We start from the raw sequence: 17,044 nt of genomic DNA, 5'->3' as shown, positions 1-17,044 counted from the left end.
GTCGATAACTTAAGGGCTCTATATCGCGTCAAAATTTAACTTAGCGCAAAATGGGCGTTTCGGTGTTTACCGTGCCATTTTGCCCTCTTTGACGCAAGCAATGATCCATTAATACAATCGCTAACATCGCTTCGGCAATTGGCACTGCACGGATCCCCACACAAGGATCATGACGCCCCTTGGTGACAACTTCGATCGGCTGACCATATTTATCAATAGTTTTACCCGGAACGGTAATGCTGGAGGTTGGTTTTAACGCAATATGGGCGATCACATCTTGACCCGAAGATATCCCCCCCAGAATTCCGCCAGCATGATTCGAACTGAAGCCCTCGGGAGTCATTTCATCTCGATGTTCGCTGCCTCTTTGATTGACGACGGCAAAACCATCACCAATTTCTACCGCTTTAACCGCATTAATGCCCATTAATGCATGCGCAATATCGGCATCCAATCGATCAAACACGGGTTCACCAAGTCCTACAGGTACTTGCGTAGCCACCACACTTAAACGGGCGCCAATAGAATTACCTTCTTTTTTAAGGTCTCGCATAAACTCATCTAATTGATCGAGCTTACTCACATCGGGAAAGAAAAATGGATTTTGCTCGATTTGTTCAAAATCAATAATTTCGGCTTTAATTGGACCCAATTCGCTCAAGTAAGCATGGATTTCCACGCCAAACTGTTGCTTAAGATATTGTTTCGCAATCACCCCAGCAGCAACCCGCATTGCAGTTTCTCGTGCCGAAGAACGACCACCACCCCGATAATCACGAGTACCATATTTTTGATGGTAGGTATAATCGGCATGCCCCGGTCGAAACATATCTTTAATGTTCGAATAATCTTTCGAACGCTGATCGGTATTTTCAATCATTAAACCAATTGAAGTACCAGTAGTTTTGCCTTCAAAAACACCTGCTAATATCTTTACTTGATCCGCTTCACGACGTTGGGTGGTGTAACGAGAGGTACCTGGTTTACGACGATCCAGATCTTGCTGAATAATCGCTTCACTGATTTCTAAGCCTGGAGGACAACCGTCAATAATACAGCCCAATGCTGCACCATGACTTTCACCAAAAGTCGTCACCCTAAAAAGTTGGCCGATGCTATTTCCTGCCATTCACTCTATCCTTACTGTTTAAATAGCGAGCCGCAGTCTAACAATTGCTCACGACTAATAATGAAAACCCCATGCCCGCCATTACTAAATTCGATCCAAGTAAAAGGAACTTCTGGGAATTGCTGCTGCATATGAACTTGGCTATTACCGATCTCAACAATCAATAAGCCGTTCGGGTTTAAATGTGCTGCAGCTTCAGCCAAGATTTGTTTGGTTAATTGTAAACCATCAAACCCAGAAGCTAAGCCTAACTCGGGCTCATGTTTAAACTCTTCAGGCAAATTGCCCATATCTTCGGCGTCAACATAAGGCGGGTTACTCACAATCAAATCATAAGTTAAGCCTTGTAGTGCCTTAAAACCATCCGACAAGATTGGCGTAACTTGCTGCTCTAATCCATGGTTTTGAATATTAATTTCTGCAACTGCAAGCGCATCTTCAGATATATCCACTGCATCGACTTCTGCCTCTGCAAAGGCATAAGCACAACCAATCGCAATACAGCCACTCCCCGTACACAAGTCCAAAATTCGCTGCGGAGACTCAATTAACCAAGGAGAAAATTGAGTCTCAATCAATTCAGCAAAGGGCGAGCGAGGCACTAATACCCGCTCATCCACATAAAACTCAAGTCCAGCAAACCATGCTTTGTTGGTTAAATAAGCAACGGGTAAACGCTCTTGAACTCGCTTCACCACTAATTCCACCAGCAGGCCACGTTCTTGACGAGTCAATCGAGCATGTCGCACTTCGGGATCAACATCTAAGGGTAAGTGAAGGCTTGGTAACACCAATTGCACAGCTTCATCCCACGCATTATCTGTTCCATGACCATAGAAAACGCCTGAAGCATTAAATCGACTCACCGCCCAGCGGATCATATCTTGAATAGTGTGTAAGTCATCGATTGCTTCTTCGATAAATATCTTTTCCAATTTGGCCTCCAGATTAAGTACAATCACCCATAAATGGCTTCAGGCACAACTGATATTAATAAATGAAAAAACCAACTGACGAAGATTTTTTAGCCTTCAAGGAAGCCCTCAAAGGGGTTCGCCAGATAAAACAAGATAAAATAAGTCTTGAGCCCACACGAATCAAGCAAAAAAGCCAACAAAGGGAAAAACAGCAACGCGCTCTGTTAAATAATGCGCAATTCTTCTTTTCTGATGAATACCATCCGCTACTGCCCGATGAAGGACCAATGCGCTGGCAAAGTACAGATTGTGATCCCTATGAGCTAAAAAAATTACGCCGGGGCGATTACGAACCTGAAATTTTGTTAGATTTACACGGACTCACACAGCGTCAGGCCAAACAAGAAATCGCCGCTCTGCTGGTGGAATGCCAACAACAACATTACCATGTTGCCTCGGTAATGCATGGTCATGGACAACAGATACTGAAAACCAAGGTGCCTCAGTGGCTTGCTCAGCATCCTGCGGTATTAGCCTTTCATCAAGCGCCGAAAGACCACGGCGGCTCCAGTGCCTTACTCATATTGGTTCAGTCCGGATATGAAAAAACCACTCTTTAGAGTGGTTTTTTCATCAAATACAGATCGGCTTTAAGCCGCTTTTTTTCTGAAGTCATCAATTTGTTGATTGACTTCAGCCACGGTTTGCCGATGCTTGCCTGTTTTATAATTCGGTAGTGTGGCTAACTTGCCATTTTGAAATTGATAAGCTCCGCGTCCTCGGATATACAAGCGTCCTTTAAAAAATGCTTTAACATAACGAGCTATTTTAACTGGCGAATAACGTGAAAATATTTTCATTTGAGGCGTCCACTACTTGTTTCAACACAATCATGATACAAGTAGAGTTTAGCTTGTTCTAAGACTTTCGCAGCTTAATTAATGGTTCCGCGAGCCAGATCCCAAAAGTACAAAAAACTAGGAACCTTTGTGATTTTAAACAATAAACTGGTCAAACAACACTGACGGAGTATATAAAACCGAATATCACAAGCTAATTGGATGTTGTAAGGAAACTAAATCATGACAATCCGTAAGGCTCAATTCAGCCACGGCCGCGGTACTAAACAAAGGTGCACCAGCTTCCGCAGCCAGCCCCCCCACCAGATAACCCACCAAGGGTAAATGTGATACGACAAGCACGGTTGCTGTCGGTTGTTCAATCCCGAGCTCATGAATTAAACCAATCACTGCCGCTTCATCTCCTGAAGGCGTCAACTCTTCCATTTCAATTAATCTAGATGGCTCAGGTAAGTATTCAGCCAAACACTGCCATGTTTGTTGCGCACGCAAATAAGGACTGAGCAAGACATAGTCAAGCTTGGTCAGTTTAGGTGCTAGGTACGCCGCCATTTTGCCAACTTCTTGTAAGCCTGCTTGATTAAGCGCCCGTTCGCTGTCCGTGTTAGCAAACATCTCTGCTTCGCCATGGCGCATAATAAAAACTTGCATAGAATGATTCTTCTTTTTAATAAGGGTGAATAAACGCGTATATTTGATTCTTCGGCTGCTAATTTAATTGAAATGCCACAAAACATCCATCAGAGTTTGCAAGCTCCTCGCAAGAGACTGATAATCATATGACTCACTTCAACAAGGACACTTGCCTTGCGTATCAGCCCCAATGATCCGAAAAATTATCGTTCAATCACCCTCGACAATGGTCTTAAGGTGCTGTTAATTCAAGATGAAAGCGTGCAAAAGTCAGCCGCTTCTCTGGCGGTAAACATTGGTCATTTTAACGATCCAAAGGGACGAGAGGGCTTGGCGCACTTCCTCGAACATATGTTATTTTTGGGTACGGATTCTTACCCTGTGGCTGGCGAATATCAAAATTTCATTAATCGTCATGGTGGCAGCAACAACGCATGGACAGGGACCGAACATACTAACTACTATTTCGATATTGAACATCAATGGTTCGATGAAGCATTAGACCGCTTTAGTCAATTTTTCATTTGCCCCTGTTTTAATCCCGATTTAGTGGAGCGAGAACGCCAGGCGGTAAATTCTGAATACCAGCTCAAACTCAAAGATGATGTACGTCGAATTTACCAAGTACACAAAGAAACGGTTAATCCAGCGCACCCCTTTAGTCAATTCTCGGTAGGTAACCTTGACACCTTAAGCGACAATGCCGAGTCTTCGATTCGCGATGATTTAATTAACTTTTATCAAAGCCACTATTCCGCCGATTTAATGACTCTTGCATTAATTAGCCCTCAAACTTTAGATACCCTGGAACTTTACGTAGAACAATTATTTAGTCCAATCCAACGCTTAAATGTCTCACCACTGAGCTTCCCCCCTTTATATTTGGCTGAACAACTCGGCATAGAAAGCCATATTCAAGCAGTCAAAGAAGTAAAAAAATTAAGCTTAAGTTTTGCTTTTAGCAATATGGATAAGTTCTATCGCACTAAACCGCTCACCTATATCGCCCATTTACTCGGCTATGAAGGACCTGGCAGCTTAGTGGCCTTATTACGTCACGCAGGCCTAATTAATTCGATGGCAGCAGGTGGGGGGATTAGCGGTCATAATTTTAAAGATTTTTCGATTAGCTATAGTCTGACCGATCAAGGTGTCGAATGTATTGATCAAATTATTGATGCCACTTTTAGTTATATAAAGCTCATCAACCAACAAGGTTTGCAAGCTTGGCGCTATCAAGAAAAACAACAAGTTTTTGAACGTGCTTTTTTATATCAAGAAAAATCGAGAGCAATCGACTTCGTCTCACATCTTGCAATTAATCTCCAGCACTACCCCGCAGAAGACGTGATATACGCAGACTATGCTATGGAGTCTTATGATCACGATTTAATCAAGCACTGCCTAAGTAAATTAGAACCACACAATATGCGGATCAATGTGGTATCCCCCAATCAACAATGTGACAAAGTAGCAAAATGGTACTTCACCCCTTATGCAGTCAAAAGCATCGAAGCTGAGCGTTTAGCGCGCTGGACTAGCCCAAAATTACTGAATGGTTTGCAACTCCCCAGCAGCAACCCTTTTCTCAGCTACAATAAGGCCCCACTCACCAAAGTTGATGGTCACGAAGCAAAACCACAACTGTTAATCGATCAAGCTGGTTTTCGTTTATGGTTCAGCAATGAACCCGAGTTTAAAGTGCCTAAGGGCCATCTCTATTTATCGGTTGACTCTAGTTATGCTGTCGCCTCGGTTCGAAATATTGTTTGTACTCGGCTGATGGTTGAGTTGATGCTCGATCATCTCAGCGAAATGACTTATCAAGCAGAGATAGCTGGAATGTCTTATCAGCTTTATGCTCATCAGGGGGGCTATACTTTACATTTATCCGGTTTCAGCGATAAACAAATTCTATTGCTTAAAATGATCTTAAATAATCGCAAGTTTGGTCACTTTGAACGCGCCCGTTTTGACATCATTAAACAGCAATTGCGTAAGCATTGGCAAAATCAAACTCAAATAAAACCAATCTCACAACTGTTCAGTCAGCTCACATCTTTACTACAACCAAACAATCCGCCACCCAGCGAATTATTAGCTGCACTCAACGACGTCGAGTTAGAACACTTGCCTGATTTTGTGAAAACGCTCTACCAAAACATTCATATCGAAATGCTTGCCTATGGAAATTGGCCGCAATCAGAAATCCTTGAGTTAGGCACATTTATCCTACAAGAGGTTTCTCCAAATACCATCCCCTCAAAAGAAACACCGCGAAAACTGATTAGTATTCAAGGTCAAGGTACACTGCTATATGAGGTTGATTGCCAACAAAGTGACTCTGCCTTAATGATTTATTACCAAAGTGATGATCTAAGCTCTGAAAATATCGCCCTATATACCCTCAGTAATCATATAATGACTTCTACCTTCTTCAACGAATTACGAACCAAACAGCAATTGGGCTACATCGTTGGCACCGGTAATCTTCCCCTAAATCGCCACCCTGGGATTATTTTTTATGTGCAATCCCCGCATGGCCGCCCACAAACCTTGCTTGATGCCATCAACGATTTTCTCGATAATTTCCCTGTACTGATGTTTGAACTAAGTGATGCCCAATGGCGTCATAGTAAACAGGGTTTAATTGCTCAAATACTAGAGCGGGAAAGTAACATGCGCACCCGCGCCCAGCGCTTTTGGGTCAGCATTGGTAATAAAGATCTCAGCTTTAATCAGCGCCAAGCAGCGGCCGCTTGTATTGAAAAACTAGAACGACGGGATCTAGTCCGCTTTATGATGAGCTTAAAGAGTAAAAAGCGTGACCGGGTGGTGGTTTATAGTCATGGTGGAGGAAATCAAAATCAGGATGCCCTGAATACCCATCGTTTAGAAACCGGTGATACAATTACCAGTCGGGTCAAATTTCAGCAAGCATCTAAGTTGTATAGTTATAACTAGGCGAAATCCAAACGCTGCAGAGCCCAAGCCTTCGCTTGGGCTCTGGACCGCTCTTTACGGATAATAGCGTAACTCTTGCTCTGCCATCTTCAGCAAAGACTCACAGGGCCTAAATCGTTCCCCATAGTTCGCTTCCATCGCTCTGAGCTGATCGACTAATCTTGTAATACCGATCTGGTCCATGGCGCGAAATGGCCCTCCTAAGAAAGGCGGAAATCCAATGCCAAATATGGCGCCTAAGTCACCGTCGCGAGCACTGCGGATCACTCCTTCGTCCAAACAGCGAGCCGCTTCATTTAACATCATATAAACACAACGCTCACTCACCTGTGAGGCTTCAATCGCCGGCTGTGGCGTCACCCCAAGCAGCTTATACACCGCGTGGTCGACCGGTTTCGCTTTGGATTTTTGATGCTTGCTGTATAAGTAAAAGCCACGGCCATTTTTCTTGCCTAAACGCTTATCTTCAATCAATTTTGCAAAAGCCTCAGGGGCTTTAAATCGAGCGCCAAATTCGGCTTCCAAGATCGGCGCAATCTTCGAGCCAACATCAATCCCAACTTCATCGAGCAAGCTCATCGGCCCCACAGGAAAACCATAATCAAGCATAGTCTTATCGATGTGTTCAACCGCTTGTCCCTCTAATAACAAGCGGGCCGCTTCATTGATATAAGGGGCCAAAATACGGTTCACATAAAAACCTGCCACATCTTTCACCACGATCGCCGTTTTCCCCTGCTGACGAGCAAACTGCAAGGTATCCACAATGGTTTGCTCGCTGGTGCCTTGATGCGGAATAATCTCGACCAAGGGCATTTTTTCTACCGGGCTGAAATAATGCAAACCAATCACCTGCGCTGGGCGAGCCGCATTTACCGCGATTTGAGCAATCGGTAAGGATGAAGTATTACTGGCAAAAATAGTCTTCGGCTGACAATGTTGCTCGATATCAGCAACCATCTGCTGCTTCAACGGCAAATCTTCAAATACCGCCTCAACAACCATTTGAGCATTGCTCATACCACTAAAATCAGTGGTTCCACTCAGCGCACTCATTTGTTTTTGCAATTGAGCATGACTAATGAAGCGACGTCGCCGCTTTTTATCGAGCAATCGATAGGCATAATTTAAAGCCCCCGCCACGCCTTTTTCACTGACATCTTTAATCCGAACCTGAGCCTTAGCTTTAGTGGCAGAGACAAAGGCAATTCCGGCTCCCATTAAGCCGCCGCCTAGCACCGCGACTCGCTCAACTGGATGGGGAGAAACCCCAGCAAACAGCTGCTCTTTCTTTAGCGCATTGGCGGCAAAAAATAAACGACGTAAAGCGGCCGATTCTGGGCTCATCACTAAACTTGCAAAACGTTCAGCTTCCTGTTGATAAGCCCGCTCAGCGCCTTGCTCAACACTCGATCGTACACAGGCGATAATCTGCGGCGGTGCCGGATAATTGCCCCGTGTTTTACTCAAGGTTTGTTTGCTCACTTGCGAGAATAACAATTGACGGCCCAAGGGATTACCTTCCAACAATCGTGATAACAAACTCAACTTAGCCTTCGGCCTCCGTTTTGGCTTGCCCACATACTTCTTGGCCGCTTCCAGCAAAATGCTCTGCGGCACAATTTCATCCACCAATCCACTTTTCAAGGCTTGTTTAGGGCGAAGCTGCTTACCGGTTAACATCATTTCCAAAGCCCGCTGTAAACCAATTAATTTAGGTAAACGCTGAGTACCACCACCACCAGGAAGCAAGCCTAGCTGTACTTCTGGTAGGCCAAGGTTAGTTTTTTCTGCGGTACTACAAACACGATAATCACAAGCAAGCGCCAGCTCTAAACCGCCTCCCAAACAAGGACCATGAATTGCCGCAATCACCGGAAAAGGTAAGCCAGCTAAACGTGCGAATACTTGATGGCCAGCCTGAGAGAGAGCCTGCGCGGCTTGCTCAGTCGCGCAGGCGTCAAGCATACTAATATCAGCGCCAGCAATGAAAGAATCCGGTTTTCCACTATAAATAACCAAAGCTCTTAACTGGCTTTGCCCTTCCAATTCAGCCAAGATGACATCTAACTGAGGGCCAAACTCAGCTTTAAGGGTATTCATGCTATCGCCTTGAACATCAATTTTTAACAGCCCAAGCTGCGCTTCGATGCTTAAACTAAAGTTTGCCGCTTCCATTATTCAACCTCCAATACCATTGCAAGCCCTAAACCACCCGCGGCGCAGGCAGTGGTTAAGCCTAACCCCCCCCCTCTGCGGCCCAATTCATTTAACATCTGGGTGATCATTCGAGCCCCTGTCGCTGCAAAGGGATGCCCATAGGCAATAGAGCTACCCAGTACATTAAATTTATCCATATCGATTTCACCTAAGGCTCTCTCACGGCCGATCGACTTGGCAAACTCATCGCTGGCAAACATTTTAATATTGGCCAGAGTTTGCGCCGCAAAAGCCTCATGCATTTCAATCAAGTCCAGATCTTGTAAGCTAATTCCTGCTCTATCTAAGGCGATAGGGGTTGCATAGGAGGGGCCCATCAACATGTCTTCATGGACGTCAATAGCAGAGAAGGCATAACTACGAATATATCCTAAAATAGGCAAACCCATTTGTTTGGCCTTATCTTCGCGCATCAACAGTACCGCCGCAGCGCCATCAGTCAGCGGACTGGCATTGGCCGCAGTAACGGAACCATGTTTACGGTCAAAGACCGGCTTTAACTGAGCCAATTTCTCCTCATTGGAATCACCACGCACATTATTATCCCGACTCAGAAAGCTACGATATGGCTCTGAATAGGCGGTCATCACCTCTCCATCAAGTTTGCCTTCTTGCCAAGCTTGATGGGCGAAACGATGGGAACGTACGGCTAATTGATCTTGAGCGGCACGTGCAATACCGTGTTTTTTGGCCATTTGTTCCGCCGTTTGCCCCATAGACATTCCAGTCGAGTACTCTGCGACGGCTGGCGGAACCGGCAACATGTCTTTAAAACGCAGCTTCTTTATAATACGCCAGCGCTGGGCAACGCTGCGAGCCTTCGACAAATCCAACAAACTTCTGGCCAGGGTTTTACTCACCCCTATGGGTAATACCGAGGAAGAATCAGCGCCCCCTGCAATGCCACAATCAATGGTTCCGGCCATAATCGATTCCGCCACATTAACCGCTGCCTGAAAGCTGGTGGCACAGGCGCGCGACACGCTATAAGCATCGGTTGAGACATCCAATTGAGTACCTAACACAATCTCACGAGCGATATTTGGTGCTTCGGGCATTTGCACCACCTGACCAAACACCAGCTGCTGGATCTGCTTCACATCCAGATCAACGCGTTTAATTAATTCATTCACCACCATTTTTCCTAGGTCAACTGCAGGAACACCATGGTAGGCTGTCGCTTGACGAGCAAAAGGGGTGCGCAAACCGGCGACTACGGCGATACGAGCGCCATTGGCCGTGCTTAAAGATTGTTGTTGGTGCATTCAAGTATCCTTCATCGATGAAGAGGTCAGACCTCACGACAGTATATTAACCTTTTATTTACAAATTTCAAACAAGCGCTTAAAACTGATATTAAATTACCAAATTTAAAGGAAATTTTTTGAGACCTAAGCAAGAGTGCTTTATTATCCGCAAGCGACAGACAATTTAGAGGATGCAATGAGCAATAACAATTTATCAGCCATTCGCGATTATCTTAATCAAAGCATTGTTGGCCAAACAGAGTTTATTGATCAACTACTTATCGCCCTACTCGCCGATGGTCACATACTGGTTGAAGGCCCTCCAGGACTGGCAAAGACCCGAGCTGTCAAAGCCTTATCGGAGTGTATTGAAGGTGACTTTCACCGGGTTCAATTTACTCCTGATTTATTACCCGCAGATTTAACTGGTACCGACATTTTTCATCCAGAAACCGCGAGCTTCAGTTTTCAAAAAGGGCCTATTTTCCATAATTTAGTGCTCGCCGATGAAATTAACCGCGCCCCTGCTAAGGTGCAATCGGCATTGTTAGAAGCCATGGCTGAACAACAAATCACCGTAGGCAGTAAAAGCTATGCGCTACCGAAGTTATTCATGGTGATGGCCACCCAAAACCCGATTGAGCAAGAAGGGACCTACCCGCTTCCCGAAGCGCAACTCGACCGTTTTATGTTTAAGTTATGCTTGAGCTATCCTGATGCAGAAACAGAATTGAAAATTTTGCAGCTCACCGAGCGTGAAGCCAAGCAGGTTCATCTGCGTCAACCAGAAGCACTCACCCAGCAAAAACTATTTGCCCTGCGTCGTGCTATTCTCGAAGTGCATATCGCCCCCTCCCTCACTCAATATATTGTTGACTTAGTGGTCGCAACTCGCCAACCAGAACGCTATACCGACGAATTTAGTCAATGGTTGGAATTTGGTGCCAGCCCGCGAGCCAGTATTGCCCTTGCCAGAGCAGCCAGAGCACGAGCTTGGTTACACGGAAGAGATTTTGTCAGCCCAGAAGATATCCAACAACTCGCCTACCCAGTGCTTAGACATCGCTTATTACTCAGCTATCAAGCACAGGCAAAAGGGATCCAAGCTGATACTGTCATTGCTCGTTTACTCGAATTGGTGGCCTTTGCTTAATGAATAAAATCAATCGTCAGTCACCGGTGACATTGGCAATTGAGCAGTTAATTGAGGCCCGCGCCCTGCATCTCAATCTGCCGCCATGGCGGCAGATTACCAGTCATCGCCATGGCAACCGCTTAAGCAAGGTTCGCGGACGAGGCATGGAGTTTGATGAAGTTCGGCATTATCAACCGGGCGATGATATTCGCTGTATCGACTGGCGAGTTACTGCACGAACGGGGAAGACTCATACCAAGCTGTTTAGGGAAGATCGAGAACATCCGGTGTTTATTTTCTTAGATCTATCGCATTCAATGTATTTTGGCAGCGGCAATAAATTAAAGTCAGTATTTGCCAGTGAACTGGCTGCCTGTTTGGGCTGGTATGCCCAAGGCCTAGGTGAGCGAGTAGCCATGATGTTGCATCTTGGGCAACACAGCCACAATGAAAAACCCGCCGCCAGTAAAAGCCACTGGTTGAATCAATTGCAAGTGATCTGCCAGCAACACAATCATCAATTTGAACAGCTCAATCACGCCCAATTAGCGCCGTCGGAACCGAATACGAGCCTAGACACCCTATGCCAGCTAGTTAAAACTGGTTATCAGGTGCATCTTATCAGCGACTTTTATCACTTTGACCAAGACGCCGCGCTGCAACTCCAACGTTTGTCTAACCACAATCAAGTATTTGCCTGGCAAATCAGCGATCCACTGGAGCAAGCCCTACCCAGCACATCTGGCGCTCAACAATTAAAAGTGAACCGAGGGCTTTCGAGTGCTTACCTGCAGCCGAATAACAAAGCCTTTCGGGAGCAATATCAACAGCGAGCGAGTCAACGCCAGCAACACATTCAAGCCATGTTACAGCAAGCTCGAATTCCTCATCAGCACTTTTCAACAGCCTTAGAGTGGCAAGACTATGCCTGAGCAAAACAATCCCCTCGCCGCACTCAAAGATATTATTTTGCCCAGCCAATTGGAAACCGGTTTACCCGCTGTTGGTTGGTGGTTGGTCGCAGGCTTAAGTCTGGTAGTTATTGCACTCCTATTATTCATTAGCTGGCGCTATTGGACACTCACCAGCACGCGCCGAACCGCGCTGCGTGAATTAAAAAGCTATCCCAGCATCGATTTGGTCCAGCTAAATATCCTAATGAAGCGGGTGGCCCTTAGTTATTTTCCACGACATCAGGTCGCCTCTCTCACAGGCCAGGCTTGGTTAGCTTTCTTAGATAGCAAACTCACCCGCGCCCCCGGTAAGTTTACCGCCTTAGAGGCTGAATGGCAGCGACAACTCTATACCGCAGAAACTATCGCTTTGGAACCTGCAACCCTGCACTTATGTGAGTACTGGTTAAAACACGTTGCTCCTCCGCTCAGTTGGGCAACTTTATTGACAGGTAAAATCTCACCCCCTTTGGGAATCACCAACCAAGCCAGTCGTAAAGAGGCGAGTAATGTTTGAATTCCTGTGGCCCTATGCCTTCCTATGTTTACCACTGTTATGGCTGATCGAGCGAAATCGACCAGCCCAGCAACAAGGTCAAGTGGAACAGTTGCTCAATACCAGCCTTCCATATGCCCAAACACAAGTAGTATTCCAGCCGCAAATCTCCCGCTTAAAGCGAGGCGTTAAATGGCTGGTATGGTGCTGCTTAGTGGTCGCCCTCGCCCGTCCGGTTTGGTTAGATGAACAAACGCAAGGGATTAACGAACAAGGTCGAGACCTACTATTGTCGGTAGACATGTCGGGAAGCATGCAAGTACAAGATATGCAATTACAGGGGCAAAGCGTAGACCGTTTAACGGTCGTAAAACACCTATTAAAAGAATTCATTGATCAGCGCCATGGTGACCGAATTGGCATGATTTTATTCGCAGACCACGCCTACCTCGCCTCCCCCTTAAGCTTCGATTTAGATTCCTTACTTACTCAAGTCGATGAGCTAGTTCATGGTTTAGTGGGTGATAGAACCGCCATCGGCGAGGGGATTGGTCAAGGCATCAAGCAACTCATGGATCATCCCGCGGAACAGCGGATATTAATTTTGCTAACCGATGGCCAAAATACTTCAGGCACCGTTGAGCCTATACAAGCGGCTGAAATTGCAGCAAAAAACAAAGTGGTGATTTATACCATTGGTATTGGTGCCGACGAACTCTACCAACAAACTTTGTTTGGAACACGTAAAGTCAATCCTTCGCATGACTTAGACGAAGCCACCCTGCAACAAATCGCCAAACTCACTGGCGGTAAATACTATCGCGCACGCAGCAGCGAAGATTTGGCGAAAATTTATCAAACCATTGGCGCACTCAATCCAATCTCTGAAGCTCAGCAATATTACCGGCCACAGTACGAGTTATATTATTGGCCGCTTGCCTTTGTGATCATCCTATTGTTGGCAATGCTGGCCCGTCCAATATTCAATCGCCGCTTTCACTTCAAGGAGCCAAATTAGTGTGGTCACTTAGCTTTTTACGCCCCGAGTGGTTACTGCTTAGTCCCATATTACTGGGATTGTTAATCAACAAACAACGTCGAGAATCATCGGCTTGGGGACAACTATTGAGCCCCGGTATGGCGAAATACTTACTCAGTAAACCCAGCCATACAAAACACTCACAATGGCATTTAGCGAGTCTATTGGGCTGCATTATTATCAGTCTCTCTGGACCCAGTATCGTGACAGATAATATCCCGCTCTATCGAGATGGCAGCGCCCGGGTATTAATTATGGATATGTCCTACTCGATGCGCGCCCGTGACGTAAAACCCGACCGGGTCGAACTAGCGAAGTTTAAAGCCCTCGATCTACTCAAACAATGGCGAGACGGCGAGACCGCTTTAATCGCCTACGCTGGCGATGCTTTTGTGCTGAGCCCCTTGAGTAGTGATAGCAATACCTTAGCCAACTTGGTGCCACATTTAAAACCAGAATTAATGCCAGTGCATGGCTCCATGCTGCCCCTTGCTTTAAGTAAAGCTGCCGAATTGATCCAGCAAGCGGGATATAACCAAGGTGATGTGGTGGTAATTGGCGATGGTCTAAGTGAACAGCAAATACAAAATAGTCTGAACATACTAAAAAAACAGCACTTGCGTTTTTCGATGTTGGCGGTAGGCACCGAACAAGGCGCCCCCATTCCCTTAGAAGACGGCAGCATGCTTAAGGATCAATACGGCAGCATTGTGATCCCAGAAATAAAGGCCGAAAACTTCCTCCCCTTATGCCAGCAAACTGGCGGTATTTGCCAATTTATCAGTGCCGATAATAGCGACATTGAAAATTTAGCATCCTTACGTCACCGAGAAGCGAACTCACAGCAAAGTGCTAACCAACAAACGCAAGGCCGCAAAGATATTGGCTATCTGCTATTGCCGTTAATCATGTTATTGCTGTTGCTCAACCTCCGGCGCGCAGACCTACTTTTGGTTTGTTTATTCATCACCTGCTTGGGCGTGCCCAAAACCAGTTTCGCCATCGATTTATGGCAAAATCAAGCTCAACAAGCACAACAGGCTTTCGAGCAAGGTGACTATCAGCAAGCCGCAGAACAATTTCGCGATCCACAATGGCAAGCTTCGGCACTCTACAAAGCCGGGAAATATCAGCAAGCCCAACAGCTATTTGCGCAAGACCATAGCGCCACAGGCTGGTTTAATCAAGGTAATGCGCTTGCCCAATTGGGTGATTATCAACAAGCCATTAACGCCTATCAGCAAGCCTTAAGTTTGCAGCCTAAATTCCCTGAAGCGGCCGAGAATAAGGCTTTAATCGAAAAATTAAAGCAACAGCAACAGCAACAGCAACAGCAACAGCAACAGCAACAGCAACAGCAACAGCAACAGCAACAGCAACAGCAACAGCAACAGCAAGATTCTGAGCAATCTAAACCGTCGCAACAGCAACAATCAGCACAACAGTCAGACCAGCAAGCTCAAGACTCAGAGCAGGCCCAGCAGCAGTCATCTGAACAAACGCCGCAACAGTCCTCGTCTTCCTCCGAGTCAGAATCGACCGAACAACAAACAGCCGCGCAACAAACAGAACAAGATCCACAACAGGCGGACCAAGACTCGCCCCAACAGTCAGCAGCAGAGCAACCAGCCAGTGAAGAACAACCAACAGAAACATCAACAGCGCAGCAGGCTCATCCGACAAATGCCCAAGACCAAGCAACGCTCGACCAAAAAGAGTTACAGCAATGGCTCAATACACTACCCAATGATCCCAGCTTGCTGCTACGAAACAAAATGTACCTCGAATATCAAAAACGTCGTCGCCAACCCAGCAACAATCAGGAGAATTGGTAAGTGAAAGCGCTCAGTTTACTATTCACTCTTTTACTTAGCTTTAGCAGTTATGCCACCACTAAAGTCACCGCCTCAGTCAGTCAAAACCCTGTGGCAGTAGGCCAAGCCTTTACTTTAGAGGTTGTTGCCGATGATACTCTGCCAGTTAACGAATTTGACCCGTCGGTCTTGCTAAGACAAAACTTTGTGGTAGGTAGCACCGCAACTGGCCGCCAACACACCAGTATTAACGGAAAGTCTTCCACCCAAACCCGCTGGACGACCACCCTGTTGGTGCGTGAAGAAGGTAGTTATTTGATCCCTTCCTTTACGATTGGCGGACAAGCGACCATTCCCATTAAATTAAAAGCTAAAGTTATCGACAAACTAGATCCCAGTAACGATCAAGTGCGCATGGAGGTCAGCATCGACCAGCACCAAGTCTACTTAGGACAACCGGTTCGCTATACCAGTAAAATTTGGGTCGCGAATAGTTTAGACCAAGCCAACATTATTGCCCCTAACATGCTAAACGCTAAAATAGACAAACTAGGGGATGACAAACAAGACTTAGAAATCGTCGATGGAAAACGCTATCGAACCTTGATCCGACAATGGCTGATCACCCCAGAAAAGGCAGGTCAATTTGACATCAAAGGGGCACATTTAAGCGGATTGGTTAATGATGGAAACTATCGTACCAGACCTATTGATATTGAAGCGCAAAACCTATCACTCAAGGTAAACCCACCGCCAGCTAACTTTCCTGGAACTTGGCTACCGTCCAGCGATTTGCTACTCAGCGAAGAAGTTCAGCCGCTACAAAGTGACTACCAACAAGGCCAGGCCTTTACTCGGATCATTAATCTCACCGTCGCTGGTATCACCGAAAAACAACTCCCAGAGATTGAACTCGATTATGGTGATAATTTTCGGGTATACCCCGAACCCTATCAAGATAGAACCATCGTTAAAGACGGCATCGTTTTTGCGCAGCGTACCCTGCACGTAGCGCTCATCCCCATCAATAGTGGCCAATTAACGCTACCCGCATGGAAGCTGCCGTGGTGGGACCTAAGTAAAGATAAGCTCGCCTATGCTGAAATTGAGAAACGAGAAATTAAAGTGAGTCCAGCACCAATGAGTAGCCAACTTAACTCGATGCCACCCGCAAGCACGACCAGCGCCATCACCACAGCACAGGGCGACGAGCGAGCGAGTAAGACGTCATTATGGACTTGGTTCTTTGCCTTGGCGTGGTTAAGCACCCTCGCTGCGCTCATTTTCATTTGGTGGCGTTATCAACCACAGAGTCATAAGCATAAGGTCTCTAAAGACCGACACACTCAAGCCAAAGAGCAGCCCTCAGACTCATGGTCAAGCTTTAGCTCATACTGCCAACAAAATCAAACACAACTAGCCGAACAGATGCTAAATCGCTGGGTAAGCCAACAACAGCTTACAAAACAGTTTTCGGATCTACAAGCAGAGCTGAGCGCGATCAACTGGGGCAAAGAGAATCAACCAGACTTAGATTTAAAGGACTACTATCAGCGTTGCTTAGCTATGAAAAACACGCTAGAAAATCAAGCAAAGCAAGCCCATCAATCACTTGCCTCGCTCAATCCATGAATCAC

General features: G+C 46.0%; 14 protein-coding genes. 8 read left to right on the top strand and 6 right to left on the bottom strand.

Features of this window, described 5'->3' with window-relative positions:
* Positions 1 to 40: 40 nt before the first annotated feature.
* Together aroC and prmB are read right to left on the bottom strand one after the other, a co-directional pair.
* On the bottom strand, positions 41 to 1,129 hold the full coding sequence (aroC, locus tag ACRRSW_RS09370; protein ID WP_432453473.1) for a chorismate synthase: 1,089 nt from the start codon (positions 1,127 to 1,129) through the stop codon (positions 41 to 43).
* A gap of 11 nt (positions 1,130 to 1,140) precedes the next feature.
* Positions 1,141 to 2,064, bottom strand: a complete 924-nt coding sequence (gene prmB, locus ACRRSW_RS09365; RefSeq protein WP_432453474.1) for a 50S ribosomal protein L3 N(5)-glutamine methyltransferase — start codon at positions 2,062 to 2,064, stop codon at positions 1,141 to 1,143.
* A gap of 62 nt (positions 2,065 to 2,126) precedes the next feature.
* Here prmB and smrB point away from each other — a divergent pair, with 62 nt between their 5' ends.
* Complete coding sequence (gene smrB, locus ACRRSW_RS09360; protein ID WP_432453475.1) at positions 2,127 to 2,666, top strand: endonuclease SmrB; 540 nt, start codon at positions 2,127 to 2,129, stop codon at positions 2,664 to 2,666.
* A 30-nt stretch (positions 2,667 to 2,696) separates the two neighbouring features.
* Here smrB and ACRRSW_RS09355 read toward each other — a convergent pair whose 3' ends face one another.
* Positions 2,697 to 2,906: a DUF1107 family protein gene (locus tag ACRRSW_RS09355; protein ID WP_432453476.1), complete on the bottom strand. Its 210-nt coding sequence runs from the start codon at positions 2,904 to 2,906 to the stop codon at positions 2,697 to 2,699.
* A 186-nt stretch (positions 2,907 to 3,092) separates the two neighbouring features.
* Positions 3,093 to 3,557, bottom strand: coding sequence for a phosphohistidine phosphatase SixA (gene sixA, locus ACRRSW_RS09350; protein ID WP_432459191.1), 465 nt, complete (start codon positions 3,555 to 3,557; stop codon positions 3,093 to 3,095).
* 156 nt (positions 3,558 to 3,713) lie between these two features.
* Here sixA and ACRRSW_RS09345 point away from each other — a divergent pair, with 156 nt between their 5' ends.
* Positions 3,714 to 6,503 (top strand): insulinase family protein, encoded by a 2,790-nt coding sequence (locus ACRRSW_RS09345; protein WP_432459190.1) that lies wholly within the window; start codon positions 3,714 to 3,716, stop codon positions 6,501 to 6,503.
* A 54-nt stretch (positions 6,504 to 6,557) separates the two neighbouring features.
* Here ACRRSW_RS09345 and fadJ read toward each other — a convergent pair whose 3' ends face one another.
* Together fadJ and fadI are read right to left on the bottom strand one after the other, a co-directional pair.
* Complete coding sequence (gene fadJ / locus ACRRSW_RS09340; protein ID WP_432459189.1) at positions 6,558 to 8,681, bottom strand: fatty acid oxidation complex subunit alpha FadJ; 2,124 nt, start codon at positions 8,679 to 8,681, stop codon at positions 6,558 to 6,560.
* Positions 8,681 to 9,988, bottom strand: a complete 1,308-nt coding sequence (gene fadI / locus ACRRSW_RS09335) for an acetyl-CoA C-acyltransferase FadI (protein ID WP_432459188.1) — start codon at positions 9,986 to 9,988, stop codon at positions 8,681 to 8,683. The genes fadJ and fadI overlap by 1 nt, the downstream gene beginning before the upstream one ends.
* A 178-nt stretch (positions 9,989 to 10,166) precedes the next feature.
* Here fadI and ACRRSW_RS09330 point away from each other — a divergent pair, with 178 nt between their 5' ends.
* The 6 genes from ACRRSW_RS09330 to ACRRSW_RS09305 are packed head-to-tail and all read left to right on the top strand — an operon-like array spanning position 10,167 to position 17,039.
* A complete protein-coding gene (locus tag ACRRSW_RS09330; RefSeq protein WP_432453481.1) occupies positions 10,167 to 11,123 on the top strand; it encodes an AAA family ATPase in 957 nt (318 codons plus the stop codon).
* Positions 11,123 to 12,037, top strand: a complete 915-nt coding sequence (locus ACRRSW_RS09325; protein WP_432459187.1) for a DUF58 domain-containing protein — start codon at positions 11,123 to 11,125, stop codon at positions 12,035 to 12,037. Before ACRRSW_RS09330 ends, ACRRSW_RS09325 begins: the two co-directional genes overlap by 1 nt.
* Positions 12,030 to 12,575 (top strand): DUF4381 domain-containing protein, encoded by a 546-nt coding sequence (locus ACRRSW_RS09320; RefSeq protein ID WP_432459186.1) that lies wholly within the window; start codon positions 12,030 to 12,032, stop codon positions 12,573 to 12,575. Before ACRRSW_RS09325 ends, ACRRSW_RS09320 begins: the two co-directional genes overlap by 8 nt.
* A complete protein-coding gene (locus ACRRSW_RS09315) occupies positions 12,568 to 13,572 on the top strand; it encodes a VWA domain-containing protein (protein ID WP_432453484.1) in 1,005 nt (334 codons plus the stop codon). Before ACRRSW_RS09320 ends, ACRRSW_RS09315 begins: the two co-directional genes overlap by 8 nt.
* On the top strand, positions 13,572 to 15,428 hold the full coding sequence (locus ACRRSW_RS09310; RefSeq protein ID WP_432459185.1) for a vWA domain-containing protein: 1,857 nt from the start codon (positions 13,572 to 13,574) through the stop codon (positions 15,426 to 15,428). The genes ACRRSW_RS09315 and ACRRSW_RS09310 overlap by 1 nt, the downstream gene beginning before the upstream one ends.
* Positions 15,429 to 17,039, top strand: coding sequence for a BatD family protein (locus tag ACRRSW_RS09305; RefSeq protein ID WP_432453486.1), 1,611 nt, complete (start codon positions 15,429 to 15,431; stop codon positions 17,037 to 17,039).
* The last annotated feature ends 5 nt before the right edge of the window (positions 17,040 to 17,044 follow it).

It is taken from the genome of Agarivorans sp. QJM3NY_25, assembly GCF_050870875.2.
Lineage (GTDB): Bacteria > Pseudomonadota > Gammaproteobacteria > Enterobacterales > Celerinatantimonadaceae > Agarivorans.
Note: the sequence above shows the minus strand (reverse complement) of the source record. Positions and strands in the feature narration are given on the sequence as shown.

Coding starts and splice junctions, on each gene's coding strand:
- aroC (WP_432453473.1), bottom strand. CDS start 1,129: ATGGCAGGAAATAGCATCGGCCAACTTTTTAGGGTGACGACTTTTGGT.
- smrB (WP_432453475.1), top strand. CDS start 2,127: ATGAAAAAACCAACTGACGAAGATTTTTTAGCCTTCAAGGAAGCCCTC.
- ACRRSW_RS09355 (WP_432453476.1), bottom strand. CDS start 2,906: ATGAAAATATTTTCACGTTATTCGCCAGTTAAAATAGCTCGTTATGTT.
- sixA (WP_432459191.1), bottom strand. CDS start 3,557: ATGCAAGTTTTTATTATGCGCCATGGCGAAGCAGAGATGTTTGCTAAC.
- fadJ (WP_432459189.1), bottom strand. CDS start 8,681: ATGGAAGCGGCAAACTTTAGTTTAAGCATCGAAGCGCAGCTTGGGCTG.
- fadI (WP_432459188.1), bottom strand. CDS start 9,988: ATGCACCAACAACAATCTTTAAGCACGGCCAATGGCGCTCGTATCGCC.
- ACRRSW_RS09330 (WP_432453481.1), top strand. CDS start 10,167: ATGAGCAATAACAATTTATCAGCCATTCGCGATTATCTTAATCAAAGC.
- ACRRSW_RS09325 (WP_432459187.1), top strand. CDS start 11,123: ATGAATAAAATCAATCGTCAGTCACCGGTGACATTGGCAATTGAGCAG.
- ACRRSW_RS09320 (WP_432459186.1), top strand. CDS start 12,030: ATGCCTGAGCAAAACAATCCCCTCGCCGCACTCAAAGATATTATTTTG.
- ACRRSW_RS09315 (WP_432453484.1), top strand. CDS start 12,568: ATGTTTGAATTCCTGTGGCCCTATGCCTTCCTATGTTTACCACTGTTA.